General features: G+C 45.2%; 12 protein-coding genes. 8 read left to right on the top strand and 4 right to left on the bottom strand.

Features of this window, described 5'->3' with window-relative positions; all coding sequences use genetic code 11:
- Positions 1 to 259 precede the first annotated feature (259 nt).
- On the bottom strand, positions 260 to 1,816 hold the full coding sequence (locus KP77_RS15090) for an ABC-F family ATP-binding cassette domain-containing protein (protein ID WP_041123579.1): 1,557 nt from the start codon (positions 1,814 to 1,816) through the stop codon (positions 260 to 262).
- 151 nt (positions 1,817 to 1,967) lie between these two features.
- Here KP77_RS15090 and KP77_RS15085 point away from each other — a divergent pair, with 151 nt between their 5' ends.
- Complete coding sequence (locus tag KP77_RS15085; RefSeq protein WP_052474315.1) at positions 1,968 to 2,435, top strand: MarR family winged helix-turn-helix transcriptional regulator; 468 nt, start codon at positions 1,968 to 1,970, stop codon at positions 2,433 to 2,435.
- Positions 2,419 to 3,798: an MATE family efflux transporter gene (locus KP77_RS15080; RefSeq protein ID WP_041123578.1), complete on the top strand. Its 1,380-nt coding sequence runs from the start codon at positions 2,419 to 2,421 to the stop codon at positions 3,796 to 3,798. The genes KP77_RS15085 and KP77_RS15080 overlap by 17 nt, the downstream gene beginning before the upstream one ends.
- Before the next feature lie 79 nt (positions 3,799 to 3,877).
- Here the strand turns inward: KP77_RS15080 and KP77_RS15075 are convergent, their stop codons facing one another.
- Positions 3,878 to 5,944, bottom strand: a complete 2,067-nt coding sequence (locus KP77_RS15075) for a cation:proton antiporter (RefSeq protein WP_041123577.1) — start codon at positions 5,942 to 5,944, stop codon at positions 3,878 to 3,880.
- Between the two features lie 342 nt (positions 5,945 to 6,286).
- Positions 6,287 to 6,457: an SE1832 family protein gene (locus tag KP77_RS18340; protein WP_200889078.1), complete on the bottom strand. Its 171-nt coding sequence runs from the start codon at positions 6,455 to 6,457 to the stop codon at positions 6,287 to 6,289.
- A gap of 198 nt (positions 6,458 to 6,655) precedes the next feature.
- Here KP77_RS18340 and KP77_RS15070 point away from each other — a divergent pair, with 198 nt between their 5' ends.
- The 6 genes from KP77_RS15070 (at position 6,656) to KP77_RS15045 (ending at position 15,203) form a co-directional block, all read left to right on the top strand.
- Positions 6,656 to 8,122 carry a circularly permuted type 2 ATP-grasp protein gene (locus KP77_RS15070; protein WP_041123576.1) on the top strand — a complete coding sequence of 489 codons (1,467 nt, stop codon included), beginning with the start codon at positions 6,656 to 6,658 and terminating at the stop codon, positions 8,120 to 8,122.
- On the top strand, positions 8,103 to 9,071 hold the full coding sequence (locus KP77_RS18470) for an alpha-E domain-containing protein (RefSeq protein WP_041123575.1): 969 nt from the start codon (positions 8,103 to 8,105) through the stop codon (positions 9,069 to 9,071). The genes KP77_RS15070 and KP77_RS18470 overlap by 20 nt, the downstream gene beginning before the upstream one ends.
- A gap of 51 nt (positions 9,072 to 9,122) precedes the next feature.
- On the top strand, positions 9,123 to 9,974 hold the full coding sequence (locus tag KP77_RS18465; RefSeq protein ID WP_041123574.1) for a transglutaminase family protein: 852 nt from the start codon (positions 9,123 to 9,125) through the stop codon (positions 9,972 to 9,974).
- A gap of 241 nt (positions 9,975 to 10,215) precedes the next feature.
- The gene (locus KP77_RS17680; RefSeq protein WP_052474313.1) at positions 10,216 to 10,863 is read left to right on the top strand and encodes a Rossmann-fold NAD(P)-binding domain-containing protein; all 648 of its coding nucleotides are present in this window, start codon (positions 10,216 to 10,218) and stop codon (positions 10,861 to 10,863) included.
- A 73-nt stretch (positions 10,864 to 10,936) separates the two neighbouring features.
- Complete coding sequence (locus KP77_RS15050) at positions 10,937 to 12,769, top strand: cation:proton antiporter (RefSeq protein WP_041123573.1); 1,833 nt, start codon at positions 10,937 to 10,939, stop codon at positions 12,767 to 12,769.
- Positions 12,770 to 13,052: 283 nt separating this feature from the next.
- Positions 13,053 to 15,203, top strand: a complete 2,151-nt coding sequence (locus tag KP77_RS15045; RefSeq protein WP_041123572.1) for a DNA topoisomerase III — start codon at positions 13,053 to 13,055, stop codon at positions 15,201 to 15,203.
- A gap of 142 nt (positions 15,204 to 15,345) precedes the next feature.
- On the opposite strand, the gene KP77_RS15040 is transcribed toward KP77_RS15045, so the two are convergent.
- Entirely contained in the window at positions 15,346 to 16,725 is a 1,380-nt protein-coding gene (locus tag KP77_RS15040; protein ID WP_052474307.1) for an MFS transporter, read from the bottom strand.
- Positions 16,726 to 16,788 lie beyond the last annotated feature (63 nt).

The raw sequence follows: 16,788 nt of genomic DNA, 5'->3' as shown, positions 1-16,788 counted from the left end.
TTTACTTACTGGAAGTGGAAAGTCGAATCCTATTCAAAGGTGATGGAATTAATCGCAAAGGTGATGGAATTAATTCAAAAGGTCATAGATAAAACGACTGTCCACTGTCCCCACGTTTAAATAATTGGATTCCTGACGCAATAATCCGAAAGCTGATAGATAAATCTTAAAAGGTGACAGAATTCTTCCGTCCTTCTCGGCCTCAGTGGAAAGCGCAGTCCTGCCCGGAAATCACCGGCGGCTTCTCAAAAGCAAAAACCTAAGCGTTCACCTTCTCGCTCCACTCTTCCACATTCCACGTTCTCGTCGCCCAACCCTCATAAAAATCAGGTTCGTGACATACAAGTACAATCGTTCCATTATAAGCCTTCATCGCACGCTTCAGCTCTTCTTTTGCCGTAACGTCCAAATGGTTTGTCGGCTCATCAAACAGCAACCAATTACTTTCATGCATCATCAGCTTACACAGGCGCACTTTCGCCTGCTCGCCACCTGATAATTGATTCATCTGACGGGAAATATGCTCATTTTTCAGTCCGCATCTTGCCAGCGCTGCACGCACCTGGTGCTGGTCCATCCCCGGGAATTCACTCCACACGTCTTCAATCGGCGTGATCGCTTTTGGCTTCATTTCCTGTTCGAAATAAGACGGATACAGGAAGTCACCATGAATGACTTTTCCGCCTAAAGGATCAAGCTTACCCATAATCGTTTTCAAAAGCGTAGATTTACCGACACCGTTACAGCCGACTACAGCAATTTTTTCACCGCGTTCGATCTCAAGTGTCATTTTTGGGAGCAGCGGCTCATCATAACCGATTTCAAGGTTCTCAGCTTCCACGACATAACGGCTGCTTCCGCGGGATTCCTTGAATTCAAATGTTGGCTTGGCAGCTGTTTCAGGGCGGTCAATCCGCTCGATTCTGTCAAGCTGCTTCTGACGGCTTTTCGCACGTCCTGTTGTTGAATAGCGCGCTTTGTTTTTAGCGATAAAGTCTTCCTGCTTTTTAATGAATTCCTGCTGCTTTTCATACGCCTGCAGGTGCTGGTTCTTATGAAGTTCAGCGAGTTCAATGAATTTATCATAGCTTGCCGTATAGCGGTTCATACGGGCAAACTCCAAGTGAAGAATGATGTCTACTGTATCATTCATAAAGTTCGTATCATGCGAAATCAATAGAAAGGCATGCGGGTAATCTTTCAGATACATCGACAGCCAGCGGATATGCTCAACGTCCAGGTAGTTCGTCGGCTCATCCAGCAATAATACTTTCGGTTTTTCAAGAAGAAGCTTTGCAAGCAGCACTTTCGTACGCTGTCCGCCGCTCAAAGCAGCGACATCGCGGTCAAGTCCGATCGCATCCAGTCCCAGTCCGCGTGCGACCTCTTCAATCTTTATATCCAGCGTATAGAAATCCCCTGCGTCAAGTGCGTCCTGGATTTCCGCCATTTCCTCAAGAAGCGTCTCGAGTTCTTCAGGAGATGCATCTGCCATTTTACCAGTGATCTCATTCAGCTCTTCTTCTTTTTTGAAAAGAGGAAGATAGGCATCTCCTAATGTTTCACGCATCGTACGACCGGGCGTCAGCTGTGTATGCTGATCCAGATAGCCGTAATGTGTGCCGGGCAGCCACTCCACTTTTCCTTCATCATGGATCAGTTCACCCGTTAATATATTCATCAGCGTAGATTTACCAACGCCGTTTGCACCGACAAGTCCAATATGTTCACCGGCTAATAGCCGGAAAGATACGTCTTTAAAAAGCGTGCGGTCACCAAATGAATGGGACAGCTTGCTTACTGTTAATACGCTCATCGTATTCCTCCAAAATAAAAGTCTTCCTCCATCATAAAGGATGTAACCTCTTCCTGCCAGTGTAATTAATTTCGTGAGATGAAAGGTTGCGTATGCAACTAAAATTGATTATAATCTTTCTCAGTGATTAAAAACGAAATGAGATGAGAATATGCAACAAGCACATACTGCCGGACGCTGGCTGTCTACAGTCCACCGTTACAGTTATATTTTTTTAAGTAAAACATTTGCCGAATACGGAATTGGTCAGGGGCAGATTAAGTTTCTAATGATCCTGTTTGAGCAGGATGGCGTCACACAGGAGCACATGGCAGGGGAGCTGAATATTGATAAAGCAACTGTGGCCCGTGCGATCCGCAAGCTTGAAACGGAAGACTATGTGATCAGGAAGCCGCATGAATCAGACAGAAGAGCGAATTTAATTTTCCTGACTGATAAAGCAAAAGGAATTGAATCGATCATTAAAAAAGAAATGACGCACTGGACAGAGACGCTGACTCATGGATTCAGTGATGAAGAAAGACAGACTGCGATTGAACTGCTGAAACGTATGGCAGATAACGCGGTTAAAGAGGTTGAAAGAATGGAAGAGGTGAAATCAAATGAAACAGCAGAGTGAAAGACTTGGAACAGAAAAAATCCCTTCATTAATGATCAGATTTTCTGTGCCGGCGTTCATCGGTATGTTCGTCATGGCTTTTTATAATATTGCTGATACATTTTTTATTGCAAGAAGGATCGGTACAGTCGGAGTAGCGGCACTTTCTATTGCCTTCCCGCTGCAGATGATCATTACTGCTTTTGCAGCAGCGATTGGGATTGGTGGAGCATCCATTATTTCGAGGCGCCTCGGTGAAAACAGGCTGGATGAAGCGAATAAGATTTTCGGGAATGTGATCTGGCTTGTAGGCTTTTTAAGTGTAATTATGGTCATCGCTGCACTGGCATTTCTTGAACCGATTCTGATCGCATTTGGTGCAACAGCAGATATTCTTCCTTATGCAGCGGAATATTTATCAATCATTCTATACGGCGCAATTTTCCAGGCATTTGCAATGTCGATGAATAACGTCGTACGCTCTGAAGGGAATGCGAAAATGGCGATGCTGACGATGGTGATCTCAGCAGGCCTGAACATTGTACTCGACCCGATCTTTATCTTTACGCTTGATATGGGAATGGCGGGAGCAGCAATTGCAACAGTCATTTCGCAGGCTGTCGGAGCGATTTGGCTGTATTTATACTTCCGTGCAGGAAAGAGTTCACTGGAATTAAGATGGATCGGCCTGCTTCCGGACTGGCGCGTGGTGCGTGAGATTACACAGATCGGTTCCGCCACTTTTGTACGGCAGACTGCAGGTAGCCTGATGTTTATTGCAGTCAACTGGATGCTTGTCATCTATGGCGGTGAATCTGCAGTGGCCATTTTCGGTATTATTAACCGGATTATGATGTTTGCGATTATGCCGATGTTTGGAATTGTTCAGGGCATGCAGCCGATTATTGGCTATAACTACGGCGCGAAGCTGCACTACAGAGTAAGTGAAACACTTAAGCTTGGTATAGGGATTTCAACGGTCATGGCGATCTTTGTCTGGGCTGTAACGATGTTATTCCCAGGTGCGATGATGTCTGTCTTTTCAACGGATCCTGAAGTGATTTCAGGAGGAGAGGAAGCAATGCGCTTTATCTTCCTGATTGTGCCGATTATCGGTTTTCAAATGGTCACAGGGGGGCTGTATCAGGCACTTGGTAAAGCGAAAATTTCCTTTGTGCTTTCTATGGCAAGGCAGCTGATCTTCCTGATTCCACTTGTATTAATCCTCCCGACATTCTTAAGGCTAACCGGAGTCTGGCTTGCCTTTCCGATTGCTGATGGACTGGCGTTTCTGCTGTCACTCTTCTTCGTCTGGAGAGACCGCGGCAGTCTGTTTCAGAAAACACCGCCTGCAAAATTACGTGAAGCAGGTGCGCACAGTTAATACAGTGAGACCTGACGGAAAATTTTATCGTCATAAAAACCAGGCTGAGACAGTTTCGCGTCTCAGCCTGGTTTTTCATTCAGTCATAATCCCTTTTGAAAAGCACTTCTTTTGGTACATCTGTACCCCGTGCACCGCGAACATCTGTCTCGCCGGTTTCGGTCGGGTAGAAGATGATAAAGCTTTCAGGGTTAGCGACTGCAAGACGGCTTGGCAACTGATCAAGCTGAGGATGCCAGGCAATTGTCCCTTTCCTCGCACTCATGACAATGACTAAATCATTCTTCCTTAATGATTCAACAGGCTGCTGATAAAGTGCCTGCCAGGATGCAAGTCTGTGAATATAAGTCGTGACACCAGGCTTTATGTCTTCTATTAACTTTTCATATGGCTCCGTTTTGTCACGGATAATGAGTACTTCTAGTACTGTGTTCAGCTGAGCGGCCATTCCTTTTACAATACGGAGGGCATCTGCAAACCCGGGCTTATGATCAGAGCCGCTCGGTATCAGTAACACAATGCGTTCAGTTGTGTTAAGCGGGTGTCCAAGCTTCACGATCATTGCACGTTCATTCGTATGGTCAAGGAAATTATCAATGACACTCCCGAATAAAGCCGTCTTAGCAGATTTTTGTCCATTCCAGCCTGCGATAATGGTGGTAATACGCTCCTCTGCAACAGCGCGTTCAATTCCGCGTCCTGCATTGCGGTCAACTTTGATCAGTGACCGTGCCGGAATTTCAGCACCGGCTGCATGGGCAATAGCCTGTGTCAGCATTTTTTCTGCGTTTGCCACCGCATTTTGAACAGATTTTACATCACGCTGAACCACGCTCAACGGGTAAATGGGCTCTTCTGAAGCTTTCGCCTTTCTGACAACAAAACTGAGATCAAGCAGTGTTTCAGTCGTTTTTGGATTTGCAACAGGTATCAGGATTCTCTCAGGACGTTCGTCAAACAGCTGAGGTGTATCAAGCGCTTCACTCTCAGCCAGTCTCCGTCCAAACTTTTCAGTCAGATAAGGACCGGTGATACAGGTCAGGAGAATCATGACAATCACAGCATTCACAGTTGCTACATTCAACAGGCCGATCTCGAAGCCGACGAGCGTTGCAGCAAGTGTAGCAGCTGCCTGAGGGGTGGTCAGCCCGATGATCACGAAATTTTCCAACCTGCTATAGTGATAAATTTTACTTGTGAGCAGACTCGCAATCGATTTTCCGATCAATACTGAACCAAGTACCACACCAAGCATGATCCAGGCATCGGGACTTGAGAACAGAACAGATAAGTCCATCAGCATCCCGACTGACAGCAGGAAAAACGGGATGAATAGTGCATTTCCTGTAAAACGGATTCTGTTCATCAACGTACCGTGATCATAAATATACCGATTCAATGCAAGGCCGGCGAGAAACGCACCAATAATCGGTTCTAGTCCTGCTAAAAGCGCAATTGCGCCTGCCACAAACATAATTGTCAGGACAAAGTTGAATTCCATCTGACCATCGTTATTTGAGTTGCGGAAAAACCATTTTGCTGCAATTGGAGCACCAATGAGCACCACAAGCCCAAATAAAATAGTTGAGATCATCAAGCGGAGCCAAAATTCAGCACTTGTATCCCCTCCTGCAAGCCCGACAACAGCAGCGAGAATCAGCATGGCAAAGGTATCCGTCAAAAGCGTACCGCCGATTGCAGTCGTGACGGCTTTATTTTTGGCAATACCAAGCCTCGAAGCGATCGGGTAGGCAAGCAGCGTGTGCGAGCCGACAATGGATCCTAAAAGAATCGCCGCACTGAATGAAAAACCGAGATAGTAGGAAAGAGCTGTACCAAATAGTAAAGGAATGAAGAAAGACAGTAGACCGAACATAATACTTCTTGACCTGTATTTTTTGAAGCCGTCTATATCAAGTTCCAGCCCGGCTATAAAAATGATAAATAGAAGGCCGACAGTACCGAGCAGCTGGATCGTCTCCCCGCGTTCTAATAGGCCAAGCCCGTTTGGTCCGACAATAACACCGGCGATAATGGGTCCGATAATTCCCGGAATTCTGAGCTTACTCATCATAAATGGAGAGATTAAAAAGATAATAACAGCGAGCCCGAAGACCAGGACCGGCTCCTGAAAGGGAAGAGTCATTGATTTCACCAGCTTTCGTTTCTTAATGGCTTTGTTACATATGGCTGGTGATTTTCGCTCCAGGGGAACGCTTTCCGCAGTGAACCCGATTTTGGTTCGCGGTGAGCCTCCTCAGCGCGGGGCGCTTGCGGGGTCTCACCTGTCCGACTTCTCCTGCTGGAGTCGTCCCCTTCCGCTCCAATCACCAGCTGTGCTAAAACAATATCTAACTTTAATATAACGTTCTTAATAAAAAGATTATAAGTGAAAAAGTTTATATAGAAAACAAATAACCCCTTACCTGTATAGGCAAGAGGTTAGGGGTGACTGTTCAAGTTTTTTTAAACTCCATAAGCAAAAGGGTTATTCTTCCATCTTTCTCAGTTCAGATAATTCCTCTTCAATTCCAGTCAGTCTCTTTTGCGCGAATTCGCCGCTACGGCCCACTGATTCAAGCTTTTCGAGGTCATCCTGTGCACGGATATATTCCATTTTTAACTCTGCAATTCTATTCTTGATTTCATTTTGTGTCATTGACTCATCCCTCCGTTCACTTATTTTAACAAATCTTTATCTTATTCTCCAAAACATGACTGCATCGTGCTTACCCGTGACAAAAGAAGGGTAAAGATTAAAGTATTTTCTGAAAATTTAGAGGAGTTTAATCTTTTCTTGTTGAAAAAGTTTTATAGAGGTGTTTAAGAATGACCATAAAAAAAGGGGGACAGGGCAATGTTTAAGCCGTATCAGTCAGACCGGAACTTTGATGAAATGCTCGAAAAAGACGGATCCACCAGGGCTCACTATCAGGATTTTCATAAAGTAATGGATCAGTTCAGTGAATCTGAACTGAGAGAAAAGCATGAAACAGCCCAGCTCAGTTTTTTAAGGCAGGGGATCACATTCACTGTCTATAACGATAATGTCGGCACTGAACGTACCATGCCGTTTGATTTTATTCCGATCATTATGCCACCTGAGACGTGGACAATGATTGAAAAAGGGATGAAGCAGCGCGTTGAGGCACTGAACATGTTTCTTGATGATATCTATCACAATGCTGAAATCGTAAAAGACGGTGTTGTTCCGAGAGAATTCGTTGAACAGAATCCGTATTATCTTAAAAAGCAGGTCACTGGTATTGATGTGCCACTGAAAAATCATATATTCCTTGCAGGAATTGATTTGATCCGTGATCAGGAAGGTACATACCGTGTCCTCGAAGACAATCTGCGTAACCCTTCAGGCATGTCTTATGTCTATCAGAACCGTTATGTCATGCGACAGGTATATCCCGAATTTTTTAACCGTCACAGCATCCATTCACTCGAACATCAGCTTTCACATATGCATGAAGCTGTGCTGGATCACTGCCCGATCAACTGTCTGCACGAGCCGCGTGCGGTTCTGCTGACGCCGGGGATGTATAATTCAGCTTATTATGATCACGTATTTCTTGCTCAGCAGATGGGGATCGAACTTGTAGAGGGGCGCGATCTTCATGTCAGAGACAATATTGTATATGTAAAAACGATCAGAGGAATGCAGCGGGTTGATATCATTTACCGCCGCATTGATGATGATTTCCTTGACCCGCAGGTGTTCAACAAGGACTCAGCACTTGGCGTTCCGGGATTAATGAGTGCTTATAAAAAAGGCAATGTATCATTCCTGAACGGTGTTGGAAACGGAGTAGCAGATGACAAAGCGATGTATGCATTTGTCCCTGAGATGATCCGCTATTATCTGAAGGAAGATCCGATTATCCCGAATGTAGATACGTATTTTATGAGAAATATTGAACAGCGCAAATGGGCGCTTGAAAATCTGGATCAGCTAGTGGTGAAAAATGTAGGTGCATCAGGCGGTTACGATATGCTGATTGGACCGCATGCGACAAATGAAGAAATTGACCGGTTCAGAAAGAAGATTGAAGAAGAACCTCATCAATATATTGCACAGCCGACCATTCAGCTGTCACGCGCACCTGCTTTTCAGGATGGACGTTTTTATCCGTGCCATGTAGACCTTCGCGTATTTGTTATGAGAGGGAAGAAAACGAATGTCTTACCTGGCGGACTGTCACGTGTAGCACTGAAAGAAGGATCGCTTGTCGTGAATTCATCTCAGGGCGGCGGCGGTAAAGATACATGGGTATTGAAAGGGGGCGAAGACAATCATGCTGAGCAGAGTAGCTGATTCACTTTACTGGATGTCACGGAACATTGAGCGGGCAGAAAATAATGCACGGGTGCTTGGGGTTCAGCTGATTCAGATGCTTGAAGCCTCTTCTGAAGAAACACTCGCGCGCCATGATTGGGAAACGGTGCTTGAAATTTGCGGATCTGTAGAAGATTTTAATCGGATGTATCCGAAAATGAGCACGAATCATCTGATCGATTATCTTGCATTTGCTGAAAATAATCCGAATTCCATTCTGAGCTGTATTAAATATGCACGTGAAAATGCACGCACGACACGTGATAGTATTCCAACCGATCTTTTTGAAGTATGGAACAATCTTTACCTTGAAACGACTGAAATGAAAATATCAGAAGGTTCGCTGAGAGATATTCAGCAGTTTTTAAACAGAGTCAAAATCGCAGCACTGACTTCGCACGGGATTGTTGATTCCATGATGACAAGAGGTGTCCCTTACAGGTTTTTCAATGTTGCAAAATGGCTTGAACGCGGTGAGAAAACAGCACGCATTCTGAATGTGCTCAACGACCGCTCAACTGCTGACAGAGAAAAAGCTGACGGCACGAATTATTATTACTGGCGCTCAGCACTGCAGCTTGTTAACGGGTATGAAGAATATCTGAAGCAGTATCCTCCAAGAATGAATGAAAAAGACATCCTGACATTCCTGATTTCGGACTTTTCATTCCCGAGATCCATACAATACTGTATGGATCATATCAGAGAATCCGTGATTTCACTTGAAGGCGGACGTGTCTCACATTATTCATGGAGAATATATGCAGCGCTTGATTTGATGATTGATGAATTTGACGAACGTAAGATCAGTTCGCTGAAAGATGAAGGCATCAGCGCATTTTTAGATGACTTCCAGAACAAATGTAATGATATCGGACGGATTTTTTCTGAGACCTACTATCTTGTCGAGCCTTCCAAAACAACATGAAAGGGTAAGGCTGAAAAAGAGAAACTTACAACACGAGGGAGCGGGAGTTCTATGAAGTATGAAATTACTCATACAAATACGTTTAATTATTCTACAAAAGTTGACCAGAGTATGAATGAGATCCGGTTAAAGCCGAGAACAGATGAGTGTCAGAGACTGCTGGCTTACAGAACAGAGCTGACACCTACCGCACTTACAAAAGAATATCAGGATATCTGGGGCAACAATGTAGAATCATTTTTTATCGCTGACATCCATCAGTCACTTGAAGTAAAGACGATTTCAACAATCAGTATTCAGCGAAGTCCTTTTATAGAAAGAATTGATTATTCACCTGAAATGAAGTCAATTTTTCATTCGAATATTTTCAGACAGCAATATCTGCCGTTTTTAAATCAGACAGCTTATACGTACGTAACTGAAGATCAGGTGAATGAAGTAGTCAATCAGGTCGGAAGTACAGAGAATCCCGTTCGATTCTCACTTGATGTGATGAAATATGTCTATGATCTTTTCTCATATGACCCGGTTGCGACAGATGTGAATACAAAAGCCACAGAATCAATCATAGGCAGAAAGGGTGTCTGTCAGGATTACGCCCATGTCATGATTGGTATCCTGAGAGCCCGCAGCATTCCGGCGCGCTATATCAGCGGTTATCTGTATGTCGGAGAAGATTCGGCACTGGTCGGGGATGCAGCGACACACGCCTGGGTGGAAGTGATGGTACCAGGCATTGGCTGGGTTGGACTTGATCCGACTAATAATGTTGAAGCACTTGAAAACCATATCCGGATCGGCGTCGGCCGGGACTATGCCGATGTCAGCCCGCTTCAGGGAGTATACCGCGGCGGTGAACAGGAACTTGACGTAAAGGTCAGCGTCAAATTACTTGATCAATAAAAGCCTGAGAGAAGGAGGTCTTGTGTACAAAACAACTGCACAAGACCTTCTTTGTATCTGAGTGAATGCTTTTATATAAAAGGCTATGTTAAGGGCCGATATTGTTTTAGCACAGATGTTGATTGGAGCGGAGATCAACAGCCAACTTTAACAGAGCTTAAATATATAGCACATTCAACCTGCCTGAATTAGTTTAGATGTCTTTACGGATGTCGATATACTAAGAAAGGCGGTGATTGAGATGAAGACCCGCACTGCGGCAGTGATCGGTTCACACACAGCAACAGGTCGTGAACTGATTAAAGAATTATGCTCACGCAGCGTATATGATGAAGTCATTGTCCTTTCAGAAAGTAGAATGACATTCAATCACGAAAAAATATCGGAGCGGCTGATCGATTTCAGATACATTGAGGCAGGTCATTTCGGCCTCGTGGATGATGTGTTCTGCTGCGTGCACCCTGACAGGCATGACAGCTGGTTTGATCCGCTGAAAACTGCAGCAGCAGCTAAAAAAAGCAATGTCTCGCAATATCTTGCACTTTCTTCAATGGGAGCGAACCCCCGCTCGATCTTAAAGCTGAACAGGCTTTACGGTGTTTATGAAATGCAGCTTAAAAAGCTTAACCTCCCTTCTCTGCACCTTTTCCGTCCATCTATTCTGCTGACTGACCCGGAAGAGTTTCGTGTGAAAGAATCGGCTGCTGCAAAATTTATTGCATTTGCCGGATGGGCGATGATGGGGCCCTTTAAAACATATAAAGGAATCAGAGCTTCACAGCTGGCACTGGCGATGACAGAAAAAGCGCTGAACCGCTATTCTCCAAAAGTAGCCATTTACAAATCAGGTGTAATTGAAAATACAAAAAGAGGAGATTCAGAGCCTTAATTCTTCTTAAAAATCAAAAATACTGTTAAAGTATATGCATATTAGTCTGAAGCTAAAAGGTGGTGTCACGGAGTTGTTTAATTCCTTATTATTTACGGCGATGCTGGTCGTCTTTCTCGGTATTCTGTCCCAGTGGTTATCATGGAGAATCCGTATGCCTGCAATCGTTGTAATGTCGGTAGCAGGAATTATCGTGGGGCCTGTACTCGGGTTTATTAATCCTGAACAGGAATTCGGTGAGCTGTATGGTCCGATTATTTCAATGGCTGTTGCTATTATTCTTTTTGAAGGAAGTCTGCAGCTCGATTTCCGTGAAATCAGAGATCTCGGAAAGCCTGTATTCAGAATCGTCACATTCGGTGCATTTCTTGCCTGGATCCTCGGTTCTCTGACAGCGCACTACATAGCAGGTCTGTCACTGCCTGTAGCATTTGTCATTGGGGGACTCTTTATTGTAACAGGGCCAACCGTGATTTTGCCGCTGCTCAGGCAGGCAAAACTGAAGCCGAGGCCCGCCAAAATTTTGAAGTGGGAAGGGATCATTGTTGATCCGTTTGGCGTGTTGATTGCACTGTTCGCATTCCAGATTATCCTGTTCTTTGTAGATGAAGCAGTTACATTTACGAATCTGTTATTATTCTTTGGTGCAGCGGCATTTGCCACCGTGCTCGGATGGGCCCTTGGCCGCGGAATGGGCTGGATGTTTGAAAAAGGGTACATCCCTGAATTCCTGAAGTCTCCTGTTCTGTTTGCAGTTGTGCTGTTCTGTTTCAGTGTGGCAGATGAAGTGATGCATGAAACGGGGCTGTTATCTGTTACTGCGATGGGGATGACAATGGCCAATATGCATATCTCCTCAATCAGCGATATGCGTCATTTTAAAGAAAACATCTCAGTTCTGCTGATCTCAACCATTTTTATCATGTTGACAGCGTCACTTCAGGTGGAAACGCTGCTTGAGATCTTTAATCCAAGAATTATCGGTTATGTCGTATTGATGCTGCTGATCGTAAGACCTCTCTCAATCTGGCTTTCCACAATCGGGACAGACTTGTCCTGGCAGGAGAGGACACTGGTCGGGTGGATTGCGCCTCGTGGAATTGTAGCGCTGACTGTATCAGGCTACTTCGCCTCGGTGCTTCTTGACACGGGCTTTGAAGATGCAGAGATCTTAACCGCATTGACCTTTGCACTCGTATTCTCAACAGTAGTTGCACACGGTTTCTCAATCGGCTGGGTAGCAAAGAAGCTGAAGCTTGCTAATGATGATCGTCCAGGCATGATTATTGTAGGTGGTAATGCCTTTACAAGAGGGCTTTCAGCGATCCTGCAGGAAGTGAAAGTACCCGTGATCCTGGTTGATTCAACCTGGCGTAACCTGGCACCCGCTAGACAAAGAGGTGTCCAAACATTCCACGGGGAATTATTATCCGAACAGACAGAATACAAGCTTGATATGACGCCTTATGAAGCGATCATTGCAGCGTCTTCACTCGATTCATATAATGCACTTGTCTGTTCAACATTTACACCATCGATCGGGCGTAAACATCTGTTCCAGGTATCGATGGAAAAGAACCATGATGCGGACCTCGAAGGACTGCGTCATACAGTAGGCGGACGTATTCTGTTTGATGAAAAAGCAACCCTTCAGGAACTGATCAGACGCGTTGAAAGCGGACATGTGTTCAGACGTACGCAGATTACTGAACAATATACATTTGAACAATATAAAAAAGAAATTAACGGTGATGATCTGTTGATTGGTGTACTAAATAAGACGGGACATTTTGAACCGTTCGTTAAGGACTGGGAAGAAGTCATCAACCCGGGAGATACACTGATCAGACTGACATCTTCAACAAAAGAAGCAGAAAAAGCAAAGCAGAAACAAAATGAGAAATAAATGATGAGATCCGGAAAGCATGAATGAGCGCTTTCCGGATTTTTTAATGGTGCGATTTTGCAGGGAAGCGGCCGTCGAAAGGCTGGGTATGCCCTTCGGTTGCGCGAATATGACCTTCGCGGGCCGTGATACGACCGTCAACCCGGGTGTATCGTACCGTCAGGAGCAGAAATACCACCCTCGCCGGCCAAAACACGACCACCTGCATCGCGGGCAGCCACCTAATCCCCGGGATATGTTATACTCACCTACAGAATAAAACGTATAAAGGACGGATTTAATCATGAAAAAAACAGTCGTACTGGCTGAAAAGCCTTCAGTTGGCCGCGATATTGCACGTGTGCTGAACTGTCATAAAAAAGGAAACGGGTACCTTGAAGGAGACAACTATATCGTTACGTGGGCACTCGGCCATTTAGTAACCCATGCAGACCCTGATCATTATGGAGATCAGTATCAGTCATGGAATCTTGAAGACCTGCCGATTCTGCCTGAAAAAATGAAGCTTGTTGTGATCAAGAAGACAGGCAAGCAGTTTCAGGCAGTGAAAAGCCAGCTGACTCGAGGTGACGTCGGAGAGATTGTCATCGCTACAGATGCCGGTCGTGAAGGTGAACTCGTTGCCCGCTGGATTCTTGAAAAAGCGAGAGTGAATAAGCCGGTCAAACGCCTGTGGATCTCATCTGTCACAGATAAAGCAATCCGGGAAGGCTTTAAAAACCTGAAAGACGGAAAGCGTTATGAGCCGCTATATCATTCAGCAGTTGCCCGTGCGGAAGCTGACTGGATCGTTGGTATCAATGCAACACGTGCGCTGACTACCAAGTTCAATGCGCAGCTTTCATCAGGCCGCGTACAGACGCCGACTATTGCCATGATCGCGATGCGTGAAGAGGAAATCAACCAGTTCAAGCCGAAAAAGTTTTACGGACTGCAGGCAAAAGCAGACGGGCTAACGCTGAAATGGACAGATGGAAAAACCAATCAAACGTTTGATCAGCAAAAAGCAGACAGCCTTTTATCGAAAGTAAAAGGTCATGATGTGGTCATTAAAGAAGTAAAGAAAACGCCGAAAAAGACGTATCCTAAGCCGCTTTATGATCTCACTGAACTGCAGCGTGACGCACATAAACGCTACAGCTTTTCGGCAAAAGAAACGCTATCAGTGCTGCAAAAGCTTTATGAGCAGCACAAGCTTGTGACATACCCAAGAACGGACTCACGCTTTCTGTCATCTGATATGACTGAAACGCTCGCTGACAGACTGAAAGGGATGAAGGTGCCACCGTATGCCCAGCACGTAGTGAAGCTGCTGAGAAAACCGATTAAGGCAGGCAGCTTTATTAACGATGCGAAGGTGTCAGACCACCATGCGATTATTCCGACTGAAGAAACGCTCCGCACTGAAAAGCTGAATGATAAGGAGTGGAAAATCTATAACCTGATTGCAGAGCGCTTCCTGGCTGTACTGATGCCTCCATATGAATATGAGCAGACGGTTGTAACAGCAGAGATTGGTGGTGAAACATTCATTGCTAAAGGGAACATCCCAATTAAACTCGGCTTTAAAGAACTTGACCAGAGTGAGGAAGAGCAGCATGCAGCACTTCCTGATGTGGAAAAAGGGAGCCGTCTGACCGTTCAGCATGTGAATGTGACAACAGGTGAAACACAGCCCCCGGCTAGATTTAACGAGGCATCACTACTGTCAGCGATGGAAAATCCAAAAGCCTATATGCAGGGTGAGAAAAAAGAGCTGATTGATAAGCTTGGTGAAACAGGTGGACTTGGAACCGTTGCAACACGTGCTGATATTATTGAAAAGTTATTCAACAGCTTTTTAATCGAAAAGCGCGGGAATGATATTTTCCTAACGTCAAAAGGGCGTCAGCTGCTTGACCTCGTCCCTGAGGAACTACGGTCACCTGCGCTCACAGCAGAATGGGAGCAAAAGCTCTCTGCTATTGCTGATGGCAAATTGAAGCAGCAGGCATTTATGACTGAAATGACTCAGTTCTCAAAAGATGTGGTTCGTTCCATCAAAAACAGTAAAGCGCAGTATAAGCACGACAACATGACAGGCACGCATTGCCCTGACTGTGGCAAGCTGATGCTCGAAGTAAATGGTAAAAAGGGTAAAATGCTCGTCTGTCAGGACCGGGAATGCGGTCACCGTAAAAACGTAGCCAAGAAAACGAATGCCCGCTGTCCGAAATGTAAAAAGAAAATGGACCTGCGCGGTGAAGGCGATGCACAGACATTCAGCTGCGTATGCGGCTACCGTGAAAAGATGGATGCTTTCCAGAAGCGCCGCAAGGAAAACCAGAAAAACAAAGCAGGTAAGCAGGACGTAAAGAAATATATGAAAAAACAGGATCAGGATGAACCAGTAAACACAGCACTCGCTGATGCACTGAAGAATCTGAAGCTATAAGAAAAAGCGTTTCTCTCCATGAGTGGAGGGAAACGCTTTTTAAGTAGAGGCACAAGAGGGACGGAGCTAACTGTGCCATTTTTAGAATCATTCTAGAAATGAATCACGAAGCTCCGTCCCCGCTGTGCCGCCTAAAATATACCTAACTCACTTCCACATGCTTAGCAGAAGCCCTTTTATAAAAAATCGTAAAGAACACGACACTTGCAGTCGCAAGCAGTGTCAGCACCAGAAACAGGTTGCTGTAAATGATATTTTCTCCGCCTGCAGACAGCGGGTTCAGACGTAGTGTCACGCCCTGAATCTCAAGCACCGCGCCAAAGATCGCACTCGCAAACGCACCGCCCATAAAGTTCAGCAGGTTAAACAGTCCAATTCCAACCCCATTTTCCTCACGGCTGAGCGTTGAAGAAAGAATGTCTGCAGTTGAACTCTGCACAAGTGGGAAACCAAGATAAGCCACGAGCATACAGACTGAAATAATCCATGCCTGACTGCCGGCAAAAGTTGAAATCAGCAGACATCCGCCTGCAATCAGGAGCAGTGCAGTGATGACAACAGGTACCCCGCCGCGCTTATCAATTACGCGTCCGCCAACCTGACCGAGAAACCCTGAAATAATCGCACCGGGAAACAGCACAAGCCCGATTCCGATTGTCGACAGTGCATTCAGATCACGCAGCATAATCGGGATAATGAAAATCAATCCGAAAAGGCATGACGTCCCAAAGAAGCTGGTCAACACTGTGACTGTGTACCGTTTGTTTTTCAAAATAGCCGGCTGAATAAACGGATTTTTCGCTTTCAGTGTCCACCAGATAAATAATCCACCTGCAACAGCCGTTACGCCAAGCATCCACAGCGTATAAGTCGTAATGACAAACAGCAGGCTGGCCACTGTAATCGCAATTAAAATCGCACCCGGAATATCAATACTGCCCTGACGGCGTTCTTCCTCAGGAAGCCATCTTCTGAAAAGCGGGATCGATAACGCAGACATCATGGACAAAATGAATAAAAAGCGCCAATCCAGTACGCCCCCGATCAGGCCGCCGACAATCGGCCCAACCCCTGAAGCGAATGCCACAGTTGATGCTACATAGCCGAACACCTTTCCGCGGCTTGAAGGCATAAACCTTGCCGGGATAATAAATGACAGCGCCGGGATACTCGCGCCGCCCATCGCCTGAAAAATTCTTGCGACAATCAGTGTCGGAAAGTTAGGCGATAAGAAACCAATTAATGAACCAATCGCAAATAATGAAATGCCGATTGTAAATAACGTACGGATTGCAAATAAATCAGCAAGCTTTCCATACATGAGCGAACCAATCGCGAAAACGAGAATATATCCCGTCAGCACCCAGCTCACCTGAGAAGGAGACAAACCGAAATCCGCAGAAATATCCGGAATCGCCACATTGAACATCGTGCCGTTCATTACCGTAAACGCCAGGATCAAACAAATTAAAAAAGTCAGCTTTTTCTTCTGACTGTCTGGAACTTCTTTTATATCTGTCATGTTAAAAACCTCGTTGTTTCTTTTATTTTGTGAAATTAGAGACTGGTTGGACCCGGTTTTACT

It is taken from the genome of Jeotgalibacillus alimentarius, assembly GCF_000829445.1.
Lineage (GTDB): Bacteria > Bacillota > Bacilli > Bacillales > Jeotgalibacillaceae > Jeotgalibacillus > Jeotgalibacillus alimentarius.
Note: the sequence above shows the minus strand (reverse complement) of the source record. Positions and strands in the feature narration are given on the sequence as shown.

Excerpts from the sequence above, each read along its gene's own strand:
- KP77_RS15090 (WP_041123579.1), bottom strand. The coding sequence starts at position 1,816 with ATGAGCGTATTAACAGTAAGCAAGCTGTCCCATTCATTTGGTGACCGC.
- KP77_RS15085 (WP_052474315.1), top strand. The coding sequence starts at position 1,968 with ATGCAACAAGCACATACTGCCGGACGCTGGCTGTCTACAGTCCACCGT.
- KP77_RS15080 (WP_041123578.1), top strand. The coding sequence starts at position 2,419 with ATGAAACAGCAGAGTGAAAGACTTGGAACAGAAAAAATCCCTTCATTA.
- KP77_RS15075 (WP_041123577.1), bottom strand. The coding sequence starts at position 5,944 with ATGACTCTTCCCTTTCAGGAGCCGGTCCTGGTCTTCGGGCTCGCTGTT.
- KP77_RS18340 (WP_200889078.1), bottom strand. The coding sequence starts at position 6,457 with ATGACACAAAATGAAATCAAGAATAGAATTGCAGAGTTAAAAATGGAA.
- KP77_RS15070 (WP_041123576.1), top strand. The coding sequence starts at position 6,656 with ATGTTTAAGCCGTATCAGTCAGACCGGAACTTTGATGAAATGCTCGAA.
- KP77_RS18470 (WP_041123575.1), top strand. The coding sequence starts at position 8,103 with ATGCTGAGCAGAGTAGCTGATTCACTTTACTGGATGTCACGGAACATT.
- KP77_RS18465 (WP_041123574.1), top strand. The coding sequence starts at position 9,123 with ATGAAGTATGAAATTACTCATACAAATACGTTTAATTATTCTACAAAA.
- KP77_RS17680 (WP_052474313.1), top strand. The coding sequence starts at position 10,216 with ATGAAGACCCGCACTGCGGCAGTGATCGGTTCACACACAGCAACAGGT.
- KP77_RS15045 (WP_041123572.1), top strand. The coding sequence starts at position 13,053 with ATGAAAAAAACAGTCGTACTGGCTGAAAAGCCTTCAGTTGGCCGCGAT.
- KP77_RS15040 (WP_052474307.1), bottom strand. The coding sequence starts at position 16,725 with ATGACAGATATAAAAGAAGTTCCAGACAGTCAGAAGAAAAAGCTGACT.